Annotated in this window: 12 protein-coding genes and 1 other RNA gene; 10 read left to right on the plus strand and 3 right to left on the minus strand. The window is 61.7% G+C overall.

Features of this window, described 5'->3' with window-relative positions:
- Positions 1-116: 116 nt before the first annotated feature.
- The 5 genes from zipA (at position 117) to ACOYXI_RS00630 (ending at position 7,368) form a co-directional block, all read left to right on the plus strand.
- On the plus strand, positions 117-980 hold the full coding sequence (zipA, locus tag ACOYXI_RS00610; protein ID WP_027613270.1) for a cell division protein ZipA: 864 nt from the start codon (positions 117-119) through the stop codon (positions 978-980).
- 226 nt (positions 981-1,206) lie between these two features.
- The gene (gene ligA, locus ACOYXI_RS00615; RefSeq protein ID WP_461674122.1) at positions 1,207-3,564 is read left to right on the plus strand and encodes an NAD-dependent DNA ligase LigA; all 2,358 of its coding nucleotides are present in this window, start codon (positions 1,207-1,209) and stop codon (positions 3,562-3,564) included.
- Positions 3,565-3,815: 251 nt separating this feature from the next.
- Positions 3,816-4,982, plus strand: coding sequence for a zinc-binding metallopeptidase family protein (locus tag ACOYXI_RS00620; protein WP_461674123.1), 1,167 nt, complete (start codon positions 3,816-3,818; stop codon positions 4,980-4,982).
- Positions 4,983-5,093: 111 nt separating this feature from the next.
- An RNA gene (ffs, locus tag ACOYXI_RS00625) (signal recognition particle sRNA small type) lies at positions 5,094-5,190 on the plus strand.
- A 228-nt stretch (positions 5,191-5,418) separates the two neighbouring features.
- Entirely contained in the window at positions 5,419-7,368 is a 1,950-nt protein-coding gene (locus ACOYXI_RS00630) for a hypothetical protein (RefSeq protein ID WP_461674124.1), read from the plus strand.
- 121 nt (positions 7,369-7,489) lie between these two features.
- Here the strand turns inward: ACOYXI_RS00630 and ACOYXI_RS00635 are convergent, their stop codons facing one another.
- Positions 7,490-8,239, minus strand: a complete 750-nt coding sequence (locus tag ACOYXI_RS00635; protein ID WP_097087634.1) for a substrate-binding periplasmic protein — start codon at positions 8,237-8,239, stop codon at positions 7,490-7,492.
- A gap of 143 nt (positions 8,240-8,382) precedes the next feature.
- On the opposite strand from ACOYXI_RS00635, the gene dnaX reads away from it, so the two are divergent.
- The 5 genes from dnaX to ACOYXI_RS00660 all read left to right on the plus strand — a co-directional run bounded on the left by dnaX (position 8,383) and on the right by ACOYXI_RS00660 (position 14,188).
- Positions 8,383-10,464, plus strand: coding sequence for a DNA polymerase III subunit gamma/tau (gene dnaX, locus ACOYXI_RS00640; RefSeq protein WP_461674125.1), 2,082 nt, complete (start codon positions 8,383-8,385; stop codon positions 10,462-10,464).
- 67 nt (positions 10,465-10,531) lie between these two features.
- Positions 10,532-10,870 carry a YbaB/EbfC family nucleoid-associated protein gene (locus tag ACOYXI_RS00645; protein ID WP_003223337.1) on the plus strand — a complete coding sequence of 113 codons (339 nt, stop codon included), beginning with the start codon at positions 10,532-10,534 and terminating at the stop codon, positions 10,868-10,870.
- Positions 10,871-11,134: 264 nt separating this feature from the next.
- The gene (locus ACOYXI_RS00650) at positions 11,135-12,169 is read left to right on the plus strand and encodes an NADP-dependent oxidoreductase (protein WP_134785868.1); all 1,035 of its coding nucleotides are present in this window, start codon (positions 11,135-11,137) and stop codon (positions 12,167-12,169) included.
- Positions 12,170-12,235: 66 nt separating this feature from the next.
- Entirely contained in the window at positions 12,236-12,838 is a 603-nt protein-coding gene (gene recR, locus ACOYXI_RS00655; protein ID WP_007965550.1) for a recombination mediator RecR, read from the plus strand.
- Positions 12,839-13,039: 201 nt separating this feature from the next.
- Positions 13,040-14,188 carry an acyl-CoA dehydrogenase family protein gene (locus tag ACOYXI_RS00660; protein ID WP_461674126.1) on the plus strand — a complete coding sequence of 383 codons (1,149 nt, stop codon included), beginning with the start codon at positions 13,040-13,042 and terminating at the stop codon, positions 14,186-14,188.
- Between the two features lie 120 nt (positions 14,189-14,308).
- Here the strand turns inward: ACOYXI_RS00660 and ACOYXI_RS00665 are convergent, their stop codons facing one another.
- Both ACOYXI_RS00665 and fnr read right to left on the minus strand, forming a co-directional pair.
- Entirely contained in the window at positions 14,309-14,857 is a 549-nt protein-coding gene (locus ACOYXI_RS00665; protein ID WP_003223345.1) for an adenine phosphoribosyltransferase, read from the minus strand.
- 78 nt (positions 14,858-14,935) lie between these two features.
- Positions 14,936-15,670 (minus strand): fumarate/nitrate reduction transcriptional regulator Fnr, encoded by a 735-nt coding sequence (gene fnr / locus ACOYXI_RS00670; protein ID WP_003223347.1) that lies wholly within the window; start codon positions 15,668-15,670, stop codon positions 14,936-14,938.
- Positions 15,671-15,816 lie beyond the last annotated feature (146 nt).

The following is a 15,816-nucleotide window of genomic DNA, read 5'->3' on the forward strand; positions in this document are numbered from 1 at the left end:
TTCGTATACGTGGGCAAAACGCCTGTCAGAACATAGAGTTGGCGCCACGTTTTAAAGCGGTTTGCACAATGTAAACCCCTTATTTTTCAGCATTTTTTATAGAGGCACGGGATTACATGGAAATCGGTCTGCGCGAGTGGCTGATCGTCATCGGCATCATTGTGATAGCCGGTATTCTTTTCGATGGCTGGCGCCGTATGCGCGGCGGCAAGGGAAAACTGAAATTCCGTCTTGACCGAAGTCTGTCCAACCTGCCGGACGAGGACACCAGTGCCGAGCTGTTGGGCCCGGCCCGCGTGCTGGATACGCATAAAGAGCCGCAACTGGACGAACACGATCTGCCGTCGGTGAGCATGCCGGCCCGCGAAGCACGCGAGCCTCGCGAATCCGGTTCGAAACGTGGCAAGCGCGGCAGCAATGGTCCGGCCCAGGGCGACCTGAACCTCGATCTGGATTTGGACGGCGGCCCGAGCTTCAGCAGCCGTGATGACGACTTCGTCGACGACAGCAAGCCTGCGCCAGCGGTGGCCGACAAGGATCAGCCGCAAGCCGAAGAAGTCCTGGTGATCAGCGTGATCTGCCGCGATGCCGCCGGCTTCAAAGGCCCGGCCCTGCTGCAGAACATTCTCGAAAGCGGTCTGCGGTTTGGCGAGATGGATATTTTCCACCGCCACGAAAGCATGGCCGGCAACGGTGAAGTGCTGTTCTCCATGGCCAATGCGGTCAAGCCGGGCATCTTCGATCTGGACGACATCGACCATTTCAGCACCCCGGCGGTGAGCTTCTTCCTCGGCCTGCCAGGCCCGCGTCATCCGAAGCAGGCCTTCGACGTGATGGTGGCGGCAGCGCGCAAGCTGTCCCAAGAGCTGAACGGCGAGCTGAAAGACGACCAGCGCAGCGTGCTGACCGCACAGACTATCGAGCACTACCGTCAGCGCATCGTCGAATTCGAACGCCGCGCCCTGACCCAGAAGCGCTAAAGGCCAGAGCGCAGTTGTGGCGAGGGAGCTTGCTCCCGCTCGGTGGCGAAGCCGCCGTAAATCCTGCAACCGGGTTGTGCCTGATGCAACACGGTGGATGGTATTGGGGCTGCTTCGCAGCCCAGCGGGAGCAAGCTCCCTCGCCACAATGTCCATAGCCTTGAGCCATTGTGATTTAGAAGATTGAGCAGCCTCGGCTGCTCTTTTGCTTTATGAGAGAACACCCATGACCGCCGCCAAAAACCGCATTCTAGAGCTGCGCGCTGAACTCGATCAGCACAACTACCGTTACCATGTCCTCGACGAGCCGAGCATTCCGGACGCCGAGTACGACCGGTTGTTCCACGAGCTCAAGGCGCTGGAAGCGGCCAATCCGGAATTGATCACCAGCGACTCGCCGACCCAGCGTGTCGGCAGTGTGGCGCTGACCGCGTTCACCCAGGTGCGTCACGAAGTGCCGATGCTCAGCCTCGGCAACGCCTTCGAAGAAACCGACATGCGCGAGTTCGACCGCCGGGTGACCGAAGGTCTGGATCTGCCGGCCGGTGATCTGTTCGGTGGCGGCGCGGCGGTGGAATACAGCTGCGAGCCGAAACTCGATGGCCTGGCGGTCAGCCTGCTGTATCAGGACGGCGTGCTGGTGCGCGGCGCCACCCGTGGCGACGGCACCACCGGTGAAGACATCAGCGTCAACGTGCGCACCGTGCGCAACATCCCGTTGAAGCTGCACGGCACAGGCTGGCCGGCGACCCTCGAAGTGCGCGGGGAAGTGTTCATGTCCAAGGCCGGTTTCGAGCGCCTCAACGCCTCGCAACTGGAAGTCGGCGGCAAGACCTTCGCCAACCCGCGCAACGCCGCTGCCGGCAGCCTGCGTCAACTGGATTCGAAGATCACCGCCAATCGCCCGCTGGAATTCTGCTGCTACGGCATCGGTCAGGTCTCCCACGATATCTCCGATACTCACATCGGCAACCTCAAGCAATTGCAGAAGTGGGGCATGCCGATCAGCCACGAGCTGAAGCTGGCCAAAGGCATCGGCGAGTGCCTGGATTACTACCGCGACATCGGTGAGCGGCGTAACGCGCTGGCCTACGAAATCGACGGTGTGGTGTTCAAGGTCAACAGCATCGCCGATCAGCGCGAGCTGGGCTTCCGTGCCCGCGAACCGCGCTGGGCGATCGCGCACAAATTCCCGGCGATGGAAGAACTCACCGAACTGCTCGACGTGGAATTCCAGGTCGGTCGCACCGGCGCGGTCACTCCGGTGGCGCGGTTGAAACCGGTCAAGGTCGCCGGCGTCACCGTCGCCAACGCGACCCTGCACAACATGGATGAAGTGGCGCGCTTGGGCCTGATGATCGGCGACACGGTGATCATCCGTCGCGCCGGTGACGTGATCCCCCAAGTGGTGCAAGTGGTCACCGAACGCCGTCCCGAGAATGCCCGTCCTGTAGCGATTCCGGAGAGCTGCCCGGTCTGCGGCTCCCATGTCGAGCGTACGCAACTGGTCAAGCGCAGCAAAGGCAAGGAAACCATCAGCGAAGGTGCGGTGTACCGCTGCGTCGGCCGTCTGGCCTGTGGCGCGCAACTGAAGCAGGCGATCATTCACTTTGTCTCGCGCCGGGCGATGGACATCGAAGGCCTCGGCGACAAGAGCGTCGAGCAACTGGTCGACGAAGGTCTGGTCAGTTCGCCGGCCGATCTGTATGCGTTGAAGTTCGACGACATTGTCGATCTGGAAGGCTTTGCCGAGGTCTCCAGCAACAAGCTGCTGGCGGCGATTGAAGACAGCAAGCAACCGGGACTGGCGCGGTTCATTTATGCGCTGGGCATTCCCGACGTCGGCGAGGAGACGGCCAAGGTGTTGGCGCGCTCGCTGGGTTCGCTGGAGCGCGTGCAGCAGGCGTTGCCGCAAGTGCTGACCTACCTGCCGGACATCGGCCTGGAAGTGGCGCACGAGATTCACAGCTTCTTTGAAGATGCACACAACCAGCAGGTGATCACCGAGTTGTTGGGGCATGGCCTGCAGATTCAGGATCAGGGTGAACTCGGCGCCGAATTTGCCGCCAGCACGACCCTCGGTGGTCTGCTCGACAAGCTGCACATTCCCTTTGTCGGCCCGGGCGGCGCGCAGAAACTGGCGGACAAATTCGGTTCGCTGGAAGCGGTGATGAATGCCGACTGGCTGGACATGCGTCAGGCGCTGCCGGAGAAGCAGGCCAATTCGGTGCGCGAGTTTTTTGCTGTGCCCGAGCATCGGCAGATCGCCGAGTCCGCCGAGAAACAGTTGCGGGATTTCGGCATGCACTGGCTGAGCGAGAAGAAAGTCGTCGAAGGCCTGCCGCTGTCCGGCGAGACCTGGGTGCTGACCGGCAAGGTCGAGTTGATGAGCCGTGATGTCGCTAAAGAGCACCTGGAAAGCCTCGGCGCCAAGGTCGCCGGCTCGGTATCGGCGAAAACTCATTGCGTGGTCGCAGGGCCGGGTGCTGGCTCGAAGCTGACCAAGGCCAATGAACTGGGGGTGAAGGTGATGGATGAAGAGGCGTTTATCGCGTTCCTCAAAACCCATGGCATTTCTGCCTGATAGGGCTCAAACCTGTAGTGAGGGGATTTATCCCCGACCGGCTGCGCAGCAGTCGTAAAGCCTGAGCACACGGTTTGTCTGATTCAACTGAGTTTTAGGATTTGGGGCTGCTTCGCAACCCATCGGGGCGGTGCGACGTTTCGCTAAATCCCCTCACCACAAGGGTGGTATCGGCCAATAGCCGTGGAGTATTCGGAACGATGTCGGCTCGGCAATGATCTAGTCTTGGCAAGCCCCAGGGAGAGATCGCCATGTACCGCTTTTTCGAGCAGCTCAGTTCTCGCATCGTCGCGCCGTTCATGGGCGAATCTTCACGCAACAGCAAAATCTGGCCGTGCCGCTGCGGCCAGTCGCTGTTCTTTCGCAACAGTCAGTGTCTGGCTTGCAGCGCCTTGTTGGGCTATCAGCCTGAAGAAAGTCGCCTGACCTCGTTGCAGCCCGGGCCACAGGACGGCAGTTGGACACTCGATGCCGATCCCGACGCCGGACTGTTTCGTCGCTGCGCCAACCTCGACACTCCCGCCGCGTGCAACTGGCTGCTGCCGGATAACGGCCACGACAGCCTGTGCATCGCCTGCAGCCTCAACCGCACCATCCCCGACCTCTCAGTGCCGGAAAACCCCGAACGCTGGCGCAAAGTCGAAATCGCCAAGCGCCGGCTGGTGGCGCAACTGATCACCCTCGGCCTGCCGGTCATCCCGAAAACCGTGGATGAGGCCACCGGTCTGGCCTTCGACTTCATCGGCGTCGACCTCGAAGGCAACGCGCCGATGACCGGCCACGCCAACGGCCTGATCACCCTCGACATCAAAGAAGCCGACGACGCCCATCGCGAGCAGATCAGGGCGGCGATGCATGAGCCCTATCGCACGCTGCTCGGGCATTTTCGGCATGAGGTCGGGCATTATTATTGGGATCGTCTGATCGCCAATGGGCCGTGGCTTGAACCTTTCCGAAACCTGTTCGGCGACGAGCGCGCCAGTTACGCCGAAGCGCTCGACCGTCACTACCAGCAAGGTGCACCGCTGGACTGGCCGCAACACTACGTCAGCGCCTACGCGACCATGCACCCATGGGAAGATTGGGCCGAAACCTGGGCGCATTACCTGCACATGATGGATGCGGTGGATACCGCGCTGGGTTTCGGCATGAGCGCGCGGGAAATGGACTTCGACTACCAGCCGTTCCCGTCCAGCACGCTGTACGACCCGGAGCACCCCGGCGGCCCGGCGTTCCTGTCGTTCGTCAATGCGTGGATCGAACTGGCGGGCATGCTCAACGAGCTGTCACGCAGCATGGGGCAGCCGGATTTCTACCCGTTCGTGCTGCCGGCGGCGGCGATTGCCAAGTTGCACTTCATCCATCTGGTGATCCAGCAGGCGGGCGGCAAGGCGGACGAGGTGTTGCAGGCGCAATAGCAAGTGCTTGAAGCCCTTCATATTTTTAATCTGAAACCAACGGTTGTAACTTCGCTTCAGATAGGTACAATGGCGCGGCTCGCCGACAGGTGAGTGTCGTTATGGTGACCCCATCGGTCCCCCCGCAACGATTACCCGTGAACCTGGTCAGAGCCGGAAGGCAGCAGCCACAGCGGGAACATTGTGTGCCGGGGTGTGGCTGGTGGGGTTACCACCTTAACGAACGAAGAACGCTTCAACAGAACTGCATGGGTTTCGCCCACTGCGGTTTTTTTATGCCCGCGATTTGGGCTTTCACACCAGCCCCTGTGGGAGCGAGCCTGCTCGCGAAGGCTGCCCCCCGATGCCTGTTCAGTCACCAAGGTTGAACAGTGGCATACTCCACCGTCTTGCTGCGCGCGTCGTTGACAAGTTCGCGCCCTGGCTACGAGGTTGTATGCACCCGGAACATCACGATTTATCCACCGCCGTGTACTTGCCCGTGACGGATGAGACCTGCGCCAGCCTGTTGCAGCCCGATGGCGCAAAAACCCTCGGCGAGTTGACGGATGCGCAGCTGGCCGCCGTGCTGGTCATCCAGAATCTGGCTCAGGCCACCGAAAAGGATCTCACCGCCGTAGCGGCGGAGAAGGTGCTGGCGCGACTGATCGCCTGGGCGGTCGATGGCGGGGCAGGGCTGCTGTCCGAGGCGCAACGGCTGTTCGACCCGCGCCAGTTGTACTTCGGCCTGAACGCCATCAGGGGATTGAACCTGCGATTGCTGTTGGCCGAAGAGGTGTCGGCGCAGGATTACCTGCTGCCCGATGGCAAGTGGGATGACGAGTTCAAGACGCGCCACCACGCGATCAACAATCCGTTCAGCCAGCAGATGATCAGCCCCGCGCACCGCGAGCGCTGGCTCAGCGCCGCGCAGGACAAACTGGTCAGAACCTTCCGCGCCAACCTCGATGAAGACCTGCACGTGCAAGGCTATGCCGGGATCGGCAAGAGCCACCTGGTCGGTGCCTTGACCGAGTGCCTGGACCCCGGGAAAACCCTTTTGCTGGCACGCACCCCGGAAAAACTCGCAACCCTGTGCCAGCGCATGGGCGTTGCCAGTGAACGCAAGCCAGGCATCACCTTTGAGGCGTTCGCGCGCGGGCTGATTTATGGGCGCAAGCCACAGCCGGCAAGCGCCGCCGGCCGAGTCGCGAGCAAACAGAGTCTGGCGCAGGAGCTGAACATCCTCGGCTTTCGCGAGCATGACGCGCAAAGGACTCTCAACGTCTGTCTGGAAACCCTCGAGCGCTATTGCCACTCCCGGGATTACAGCCTGTCGGCGCATCATCTGCCGTATTTCAAACTGTCCTTGTCCAGCCTTGAGTCCAAGGTGCTGCTGGAATATTCAAGCCGCGTCTGGACTTACCTTGAGGCCAACCCGGCGTGGGGCCGGCAGAGCGGCTTTGAAGCCTTGTTGCTGATCAAGCGTGCAAGCCTTGCGGGCTGCGTGGTGCCGCCGCGTTATACCCACGTGCTGATTGACGAGAGTCAGGACATTCCCGCTTCGCTGCTGCAGATAATCGAGCGTGGCCGACAGGTGCTGATCACGCTGGGCGATGAGTATCAGCATGCCGAGCGCGATCTGGTGAAAAGAAAGCGTGAAGTGCGCCAGAGCGATATCACCTATTCGGTGCGCTCGGGGCGCAACGTCGAACGTCTGGTCAATCCGCTGATTTCCCGGCACTCGGAAAAGAGCAAGGTGCCGTTCGAAGGCGCGCGTGAAGCTGACGTCGGCATCGAGTTTTATCCGCAGGGCTTTGTCCCGCCGGAAGGTTGCGTGGTGCTGACGGCGTCCCCTTGGGACACCATGAAGTGGGCCATGCAGCTGCACGATGCCAATTGCCTGTTCAGCTTTGCCGACATGAAAGCCCAGCGCGACCTCGAGCACTTCATGATCACCGCCATCGAACTGTTCAGGGTCGACTTCTACAGTGCCGAACACAGCGAGAAGGGCCCGCATCGCTATTTCAGCGATCTGCCGAAGTGGCAGCAGGTGCGCGATGCCAACCAGTTCGACGAGGCGTTTCTGTGGGTCGAGGCCGAACTGGAGAAGGGCTTCAAGGTCGCTGACCTGACCCGGCTCAACCGGATGATCGGCGGCCCCGGCAAAAGCTGCCTGTTGATGCAGGCGCACGAGGCGGGCGGCATGGAGTTCGACCGCGTTCTGCTGACGCCCGAACTGCTGACCAATGTGCAGTTCAAGGACGCCTACGCGTTCGATCAGCGGATCTGCGCCGTGTACATCGCCATCTCCCGCGCCCGGCAGCAGCTTTATCTGCCGTACGATGTGGTCGAATGGATCGAATTTCACGACTACCAGAAATTCCGTGAGTCGCACGGCTACTGAATAATTCTCTGTCGGAAATGTCCCCCTGTGGGAGCGGGCTTGCTCGCGAAGGCGGTGTGCCAGTTAACGAATCAGATGACTGACACACCGCCTTCGCGAGCAAGCCCGCTCCCACAATGGGTTATGGGGTGGCTTCAGTGGACCCGGTATACAACCGGATGATGTCATCAATCTCCCCCGACATTTTCATCCGCAACAACGTGCGCAAGATCCGCTGCACCGGCACCTGAGGGTCATTCCTCACGTAGCAGCCGACATGCTGCTCCTGCAACACCGCGACGCCGTGCAGTTGCTGCCCGGGCAGCAGGCGCTGATTGAACCAGTCCAGTGTCCATTGATTGCTCACCGCATAGCGGTAGCGGCCGGCCAGGAGTTTTTCCAGTACTTGTTCCTGATTACGCGCGTCCTCGCGTTGCAGGCGATCGGCGTCGAACAGCGGTTGCAGGGTCGGATAGGTATAGCCGAGCACGGTGCCGATCGATTGGCGGGGCAGGTCGGCAGGGTCGACGCGGGGCGGCTGAGCGTCGCGGCTGATCAGCAAATCGCGCTGGAACAGCAGCGGAAGGCTCCAGATATAGTCCCCGGACTGATTCGGCAGCCACGATTGTGCGGCATAGCAGCGCACGTCGACTTCGCCGTGCTCCATGGCGTTCTGCACCCGGGCGCGCGGCAGGACGTGGAATTCGGCCGGCACGCCGACCTGCGTCGCAAGGCTGAGCATGATGTCGTGGAGGATGCCCTGGGTTGGGCGGCCATGGTCGATCTGCACCATCGGCATCGCCCAGCTGTCGGCCACGACGAAGCGCAGCGGCGGTTCGGCCGCGCTCACGCTCAGACTGATCCCCAACAAGGCTCCCAAGGCCCAACGCATACATGCTCCGATGAGTCCCGATCATGAGCGAAATTTCCCCGCCAACAGCAGCTTAGCCAGATTAGACGAGCACACCGGATGCAATTTTGCCCTTGCTCCGCTAGCATTAGCCGCTTCAGCTTCCTTCGTTGCGACGGTTTTCGATGAGTTATCAGGTTCTTGCACGTAAATGGCGTCCGCGCTCGTTCCGCGAAATGGTCGGCCAGACCCATGTGCTCAAGGCTCTGATCAATGCCTTGGACAGCCAGCGGCTGCATCACGCGTACCTGTTCACCGGTACCCGCGGGGTCGGTAAGACCACCATTGCGCGGATCATTGCCAAATGCCTGAACTGTGAAACAGGTATCACTTCCAGCCCCTGCGGCGAGTGTTCGGTATGCCGCGAGATCGATGAAGGGCGCTTCGTCGACCTGATCGAGATCGACGCCGCGAGCCGGACCAAGGTCGAAGACACCCGCGAGCTGCTCGACAACGTGCAGTACGCGCCGAGCCGTGGGCGCTTCAAGGTCTACCTGATCGACGAAGTGCACATGCTCTCCAGCCATTCCTTCAATGCGCTGCTGAAAACCCTCGAAGAGCCGCCGCCGTACGTCAAGTTCATCTTGGCGACGACGGATCCGCAGAAACTTCCGGCAACGATTTTGTCGCGTTGCCTGCAGTTCTCGCTGAAGAACATGACGCCCGAGCGCGTGGTCGAGCATCTGACCCACGTGCTCGGCGCCGAAAACGTGCCGTTTGAAGACGACGCGCTGTGGTTGCTGGGCCGCGCCGCTGACGGCTCGATGCGTGACGCCATGAGCCTGACCGACCAGGCCATCGCCTTCGGTGAAGGCAAGGTATTGGCCGCCGATGTGCGGGCGATGCTCGGCACGCTGGATCACGGCCAGGTCTTCGACGTGCTGCATGCACTGATCGAAGGCGACGCCAAGGCGTTGCTCGAAGCCGTGCGCCACCTGGCCGAGCAAGGCCCGGACTGGAACGGCGTGCTCTCGGAAATTCTCAACGTGCTGCACCGCGTCGCCATCGCCCAGGCCTTGCCTGAAGGTGTCGACAACGGTCATGGCGACCGTGACCGCGTATTGGCGCTGGCGCAGGCGCTGCCGGCCGAAGACGTGCAGTTCTATTACCAGATGGGCCTGATCGGTCGCCGCGATTTGCCGCTGGCGCCAGATCCCCGTGGTGGCTTCGAAATGGTCCTGCTGCGGATGTTGGCCTTCCGGCCAGCTGACACGGCGGACGCCCCGAGGCAACCGCTAAAGCCAGTGGGGATCAGCCAGGCCACAGTTGATTCCGCAAACTCAGTGGCTGCCGCGCCCAAGCCTGCGCCGGTAGTCGCTGCGGCTGTCGCGCCTGCACCGGTGGTTGCGCCAGCGCCGGCTCCAGCGCCTGTGGTGGTGGCTGCGCCGGCACCCGCGCCAGAAGCAGAACCTGAACCGGTCGCCGCCGAAGCGCTGGTCGACCTGCCGTGGAACGACCCGGTCGAACCCGAGCCAGAACCCGAGCCGGTGCAGCAACCAGCCGTCGAGCCTGTGCTGGAAACCGCCAGCGAGCAGCCCGAGTTGCCGCCGATGCCGCTGCCGACCCCGGACAGCGTGGTGCCGGATGCACCGGAGTGGGCCGCTGCGCCGATTCCCGAGCCGTCGGTCGCCGACGTCGATGCCGCCACTCCAGGCATGGACCTCGACGACGAGCCGCCGCTGGACGAAGACTACATCGAGCCGGACATGGATTCGGCCTACAGCTACCTCGACGACCTGGCCAGCGAACACACCGCCGAGCCGGCCCCGGAACCCGAGCCGGAGCCTGCCGCAGCGCCGGCCACCGGTCTGGCGTTGCAATGGCTGGAGCTGTTCCCGCAACTGCCGATCTCCGGCATGACCGGCAGCATTGCCGCCAACTGCACGCTGATCGCGGTCGATGGCGACCACTGGCTGATGCACCTGGACCCGGCGCACAGCGCGCTGTTCAACGCCACGCAACAGCGGCGCCTGAACGATGCGTTGAACCAGTTCCACGGTCGCACGCTGACCCTGACCATCGAATTGATCAAGCCCGAGCAGGAAACCCCGGCGCAGGCCGCGTCCCGTCGCCGGGCCAACCGTCAGCGCGAGGCGGAGGAATCGATCCACGGTGATCCGTTCATCCAGCAGATGGTCCAGCAGTTCGGTGCGGTCGTGCGACACGATACTATTGAACCTGTCGATGCCTTGGTCGCCCAAGGCTAATAACTGAGGGCGTTCGGCGTTAAGTGCCGGGCGCTGTTTTGATCCAAGTACTTTTGAGGTGATTCCCATGATGAAAGGTGGCATGGCCGGCCTGATGAAGCAGGCGCAGCAGATGCAGGAAAAAATGGCCAAGATGCAGGAAGAACTGGCCAACGCCGAAGTCACCGGCAAGGCCGGTGGCGATATGGTCACCGTGGTGATGACCGGTCGTCACGACGTGAAAAGCGTCAGCATCGACCCAAGCCTGGTTGAAGGCCTGAGCGAAGACGACAAGGAAATGCTCGAAGCCGTTGTCGCCGCGGCCGTCAACGACGCCGTGCGCAAGATCGAAGCCAACAGCCAGGAAAAAATGGGCAGCATGACCGCCGGCATGAACCTGCCAGCAGGTATGAAACTGCCATTCTGATTCGCCATCGCGAGTTGGATGAGCTACACAAAATGCCAGGCATCGCGCCTGGCATTTTTGTTTCTGCCTGAGTGTCATGTGTTGGCAGAGCTGACGCTTTCGCGAGCAAGCCCGCTCCCACATTTGGAATGCGTTCTTCCTGTGGGAGCGGGCTTGCTCGCGAAGGCGTCGACTCGGACCAACTGAAGAAACATCGAACCCACCACCGCCGCCAAAGGTCTGCTCCCTATACCCCCGAATTCCCCATTCACAGGAGACGCTGACATGTCCGACCCTCTGACCCTCAACCAACGCTTCGTCCTCGCTTCACGTCCGGTGGGCGCGCCGACTCCGGAAAACTTCCGTCTGGAGCGCGAAGCGTTGCCGGATCTCGAAGACGGCCAGGTGTTGCTGAAAACCCTGTACCTGTCGCTGGACCCTTACATGCGCGGGCGCATGAGCGATGCACCATCCTACGCCGCGCCGGTACAAATCGGCGAAGTGATGACCGGTGGCGCTGTCAGCCGTGTCGAGAATTCCCGTCATCCGAAATTCCACCAGGGCGATCTGGTGGTCGGCCTCACCGGCTGGCAAAGCCACAGCATCAGCGACGGGCGCAACATCATGCCGATTCCGTCCGGTCTGCCGAGCCCGTCGATGGCGCTCGGTGTACTGGGCATGCCGGGGATGACCGCGTACATGGGGCTGATCGACATCGGTCAGCCGAAAGAAGGCGAGACCCTGGTGGTGGCTGCAGCGTCCGGTGCGGTCGGTTCAGTGGTCGGTCAGGTGGCGAAGATCAAGGGCCTGCGCGCCGTGGGTGTGGCCGGTGGTGCCGACAAATGCAAATACGTGGTCGAGGAACTGGGGTTTGATGCCTGCATCGATCACAGGGCGCCGGACTTTGCCGAACAACTGGCCAAGGCTTGCCCGAATGGCATCGACATCTATTACGAGAACGTCGGCGGGCATGTGTTCGATGCCGTGGTGCCGCTGCTCAACCCCAAGGCGCGGATCCCGCTGTGCGGGCTGATCGCCGGTTACAACGCCACTGAAGCGCCGCAAGGTCCGGATCGTCTGCCGATGCTGCAACGCACCCTGCTGACCAAGCGTGTACGGATTCAGGGCTTCATCGTGTTTGACGACTACGGCGACCGCCAGCCTGAGTTCATCAGCCATATGGTGCCGTGGGTGCGCGACGGCAAGGTCAAATTCCGCGAAGACGTGGTGGAAGGTCTGGAGCAGGCGCCCGAGGCGTTCATCGGTCTGCTGGAGGGGCGCAACTTCGGCAAACTGGTGGTGAAGGTCGCCCAGGACTGAGCATTTGACGCTGGCCAGAGGCGCGGGTATAAACCGCGTCTCGTTGTTTTGTCGGACTTTTTACCCATGAGCTTCAGCCCTTTGATTCGCCAACTGATCGACGCCCTGCGCACTTTGCCGGGCGTGGGTCAGAAAACCGCCCAGCGCATGGCGTTGCAGTTGCTCGAGCGTGATCGCAGCGGCGGCACGCGCCTGGCCCAGGCCTTGAGCCAGGCCATGGAAGGGGTGGGGCACTGCCGTCAGTGCCGCACGCTGACCGAAGACGATCTGTGCCCGCAGTGCGCCGACACGCGCCGCGACGACACGCTGCTGTGCGTGGTGGAAGGGCCGATGGACGTGTATGCGGTGGAGCAAACGGGTTTCCGTGGGCGCTACTTCGTGCTCAAGGGCCACCTGTCGCCGCTCGACGGTCTGGGGCCGGAAGCTATCGGTATTCCGCAGCTGATGGCGCGTATTGAAGAGGCGGGCACGTTTACTGAAGTCATCCTCGCCACCAACCCGACGGTGGAAGGTGAAGCTACTGCGCATTACATCGCCCAGCTTCTGGCCAACAAAGGCTTGATCGCCTCGCGGATTGCCCACGGTGTGCCGCTGGGTGGGGAGCTGGAGTTGGTGGATGGCGGGACACTGGCGCATTCGTTTGCCGGGCGTAAGCCGATTTCCCTCTAAGTCATAGGGTGTCTGAACAGACGCCTTCGCGAGCAAGCCCGCTCCCACAGTTGATCGAGTTCATTCAGATTGAATGCGGTCGAATGTGGGAGCGGGCTTGCTCGCGAATGGCGCACCTCGGTCTGACTGATTCACACAAACCTATTGAAAACCAAGCAAGCGCTCGGTTAACGTCGGCCAACCCCTCAGTGGAGTTCGCCGATGCCTGCTTTCCAGGAATACTTCGACCCCAGCCACCAAATGGTCCGCGACAGCGTCAGACGTTTCGTCGAGCGCGAGATCCTGCCGGACATCAATGCGTGGGAAGAGGCCGAAAGCTTTCCCCGTGAGCTGTACCAGAAGGCCGGGGCGGCGGGGATTCTCGGCATCGGTTATCCCGAAGCGCTGGGTGGCAGCCACGAAGGTGATGTGTTCGCCAAGGTTGCCGCCAGCGAAGAACTGATGCGCTGCGGCTCCGGTGGTCTGGTCGCGGGCCTCGGTTCGCTGGATATCGGCCTGCCACAGATCGTCAAATGGGCCCGGCCCGAGGTGCGCGAGCGCGTCGTGCCGCAAGTGCTCAGCGGCGAGAAAATCAGCGCCCTGGCGGTCACCGAGCCCGGCGGCGGTTCCGACGTCGCCAACCTGCAAACCCGCGCCGTGCGTGACGGCGAGTTCTACCGGGTCAGTGGCAGCAAAACCTTTATCACAAGCGGCGTACGTGCCGATTTCTACACCGTCGCAGTGCGCACCGGAGCGCCGGGTTTCGGCGGCATCAGCCTATTGCTGATCGAGAAGGGCGCCCCAGGCTTCACCGTAGGCCGCCAACTGAAGAAAATGGGCTGGTGGGCCTCGGACACCGCTGAACTGTTCTTCGACGATTGCAGGGTGCCTGTGGGCAATCTGATCGGCGCCGAGAACATGGGCTTCGCCTGCATCATGGGTAATTTCCAGAGTGAACGACTGGCGCTGGCACTGATGGCCAACATGACCTCGCAGCTCGCGCTCGAAGAGGCGCTGAAGTGGGCGCGCGAGCGTGAGGCGTTCGGCAAACCCATCGGCAAGTTCCAGGTGATCAAGCATCGGCTGGCCGAAATGGCCACGGCGCTGGAAGTATCGCGCGAGTTCACCTACCGCCAGGCGGCGAAAATGGCGGCGGGGCAGAGCGTGATCAAGGAGATTTCCATGGCCAAGAACGTTGCCACGGACACCTCGGACCGGATTACCACCGAGGCAGTGCAGATTCTTGGTGGCCTGGGTTACATGCGCGAAAGTCTGGTGGAGCGGCTGTATCGGGATAACCGCATTCTGTCGATTGGCGGCGGGACGCGGGAGGTGATGAACGAGATCATCAGCAAGCAGATGGGGCTTTAGGTTCTGCGGTGAGGCTGCAGGCCCCTTCGCGAGCAAGCCCGCTCCCACATTGGATCTGTGGCGTTCACAAATCCTCTGTGGGAGCGGGCTTGCTCGCGAAGGCGCCAGTACAGACGCCGCTTACTTGTCAGTCAAAGCAAACTGCGTCAGACAGAAAGTAGGAATCCCCATATCTTCCAGGCGCTGCGAACCCCCCAGCTCCGGCAGATCAATGATCGCCGCCGCTTCATGCACCCGCGCGCCCATGCGGCGGATCAGGTTGGCCGCGGCGATCAGCGTGCCACCGGTGGCAATCAGGTCATCGAACATCACCACCGAATCGCCTTCGCACAGGCTGTCGGCGTGTACTTCGAGGAACGCTTCACCGTATTCGGTCGCATAACCCTCGGCCAACACGTCCGCCGGCAGTTTTCCCTGCTTGCGGAACAGCACCAGCGGCTTGTTCAGTTGGTAGGCCAGCACCGAACCGATCAGGAAACCGCGCGCATCCATCGCGCCGATGTGGGTGAAATCGGCTTCCACATAACGGTGGGCGAAGCTGTCCATCACCAGGCGCAGGGCCTTGGGCGACTGGAACAGCGGGGTGATGTCGCGAAAGATCACGCCCGGTTTCGGGAAGTCGATCACGGGGCGGATCAGGGATTTGATGTCGAAGGAGTCGAAGACCATCGTCGAGGTGTCCTGGCAGGGCTGCAAACGGCGCAGTATACCCGCGGCTGAAACGCTTCGCTCAACCGCGGATCGAGATCAGCCTTCGAGCGAGCCGCCGGCCAGGGCGCAGAGCTGGATCGGGTCGAGGATGTGGATCTCTTTGCCCTCGGCGGCGATCAGTTCGTTCTGCTGGAAGCGGGTGAATACCCGTGACACGGTTTCCACCGCCAGGCCCAGATAATTGCCGATTTCATTACGCGACATGCTCAAGCGGAACTGGTTGGCCGAGAACCCGCGAGCACGGAAGCGGGCCGATAGGTTGACCAGGAACGTGGCGATGCGCTCGTCGGCGGTTTTTTTCGACAGCAACAGCATCATTTGCTGGTCGTCACGGATCTCGCGGCTCATCACCCGCATCAACTGACGGCGCAGCTGCGGCAGTTGCAGGGCCAGTTCATCAAGGCGTTCGAAAGGAATTTCACAGACCGAGGTGGTCTCCAGGGCCTGGGCCGACACCGGGTGTTTCTCGGTGTCCATGCCGGACAGGCCGACCAGTTCGCTCGGCAGGTGGAAACCGGTCAGCTGTTCTTCGCCGCTGTCGCTCAGGCTGAAGGTCTTCAGCGCGCCGGAGCGTACTGCATAAACGGAATCGAAGGTGTCGCCCTGACGGAACAGGAACTCACCCTTTTTCAACGGGCGGCCACGTTTAACGATTTCGTCCAGCGCATCCATGTCTTCCAGATTCAGAGAAAGTGGCAGGCAGAGAGGGGCCAGGCTGCAATCCTTGCAATGGGCCTGGTTGTGAGCGCGCAGTTTGACTGGCTCGGACATTTCTTAAATCCTTGTGGGAAAACACACATAAGACGTAAGGGTAACCCACGGGGGGACATTCAGGCCAGCCTGTGGCGAGTTTGTCCCGCGGGCGTAAAGCCGCAGGGCAAGTGGCCGATAAAGGGGTATCACCACGCATGCAAGGA

The organism is Pseudomonas sp. G3-19 (genome assembly GCF_054855875.1).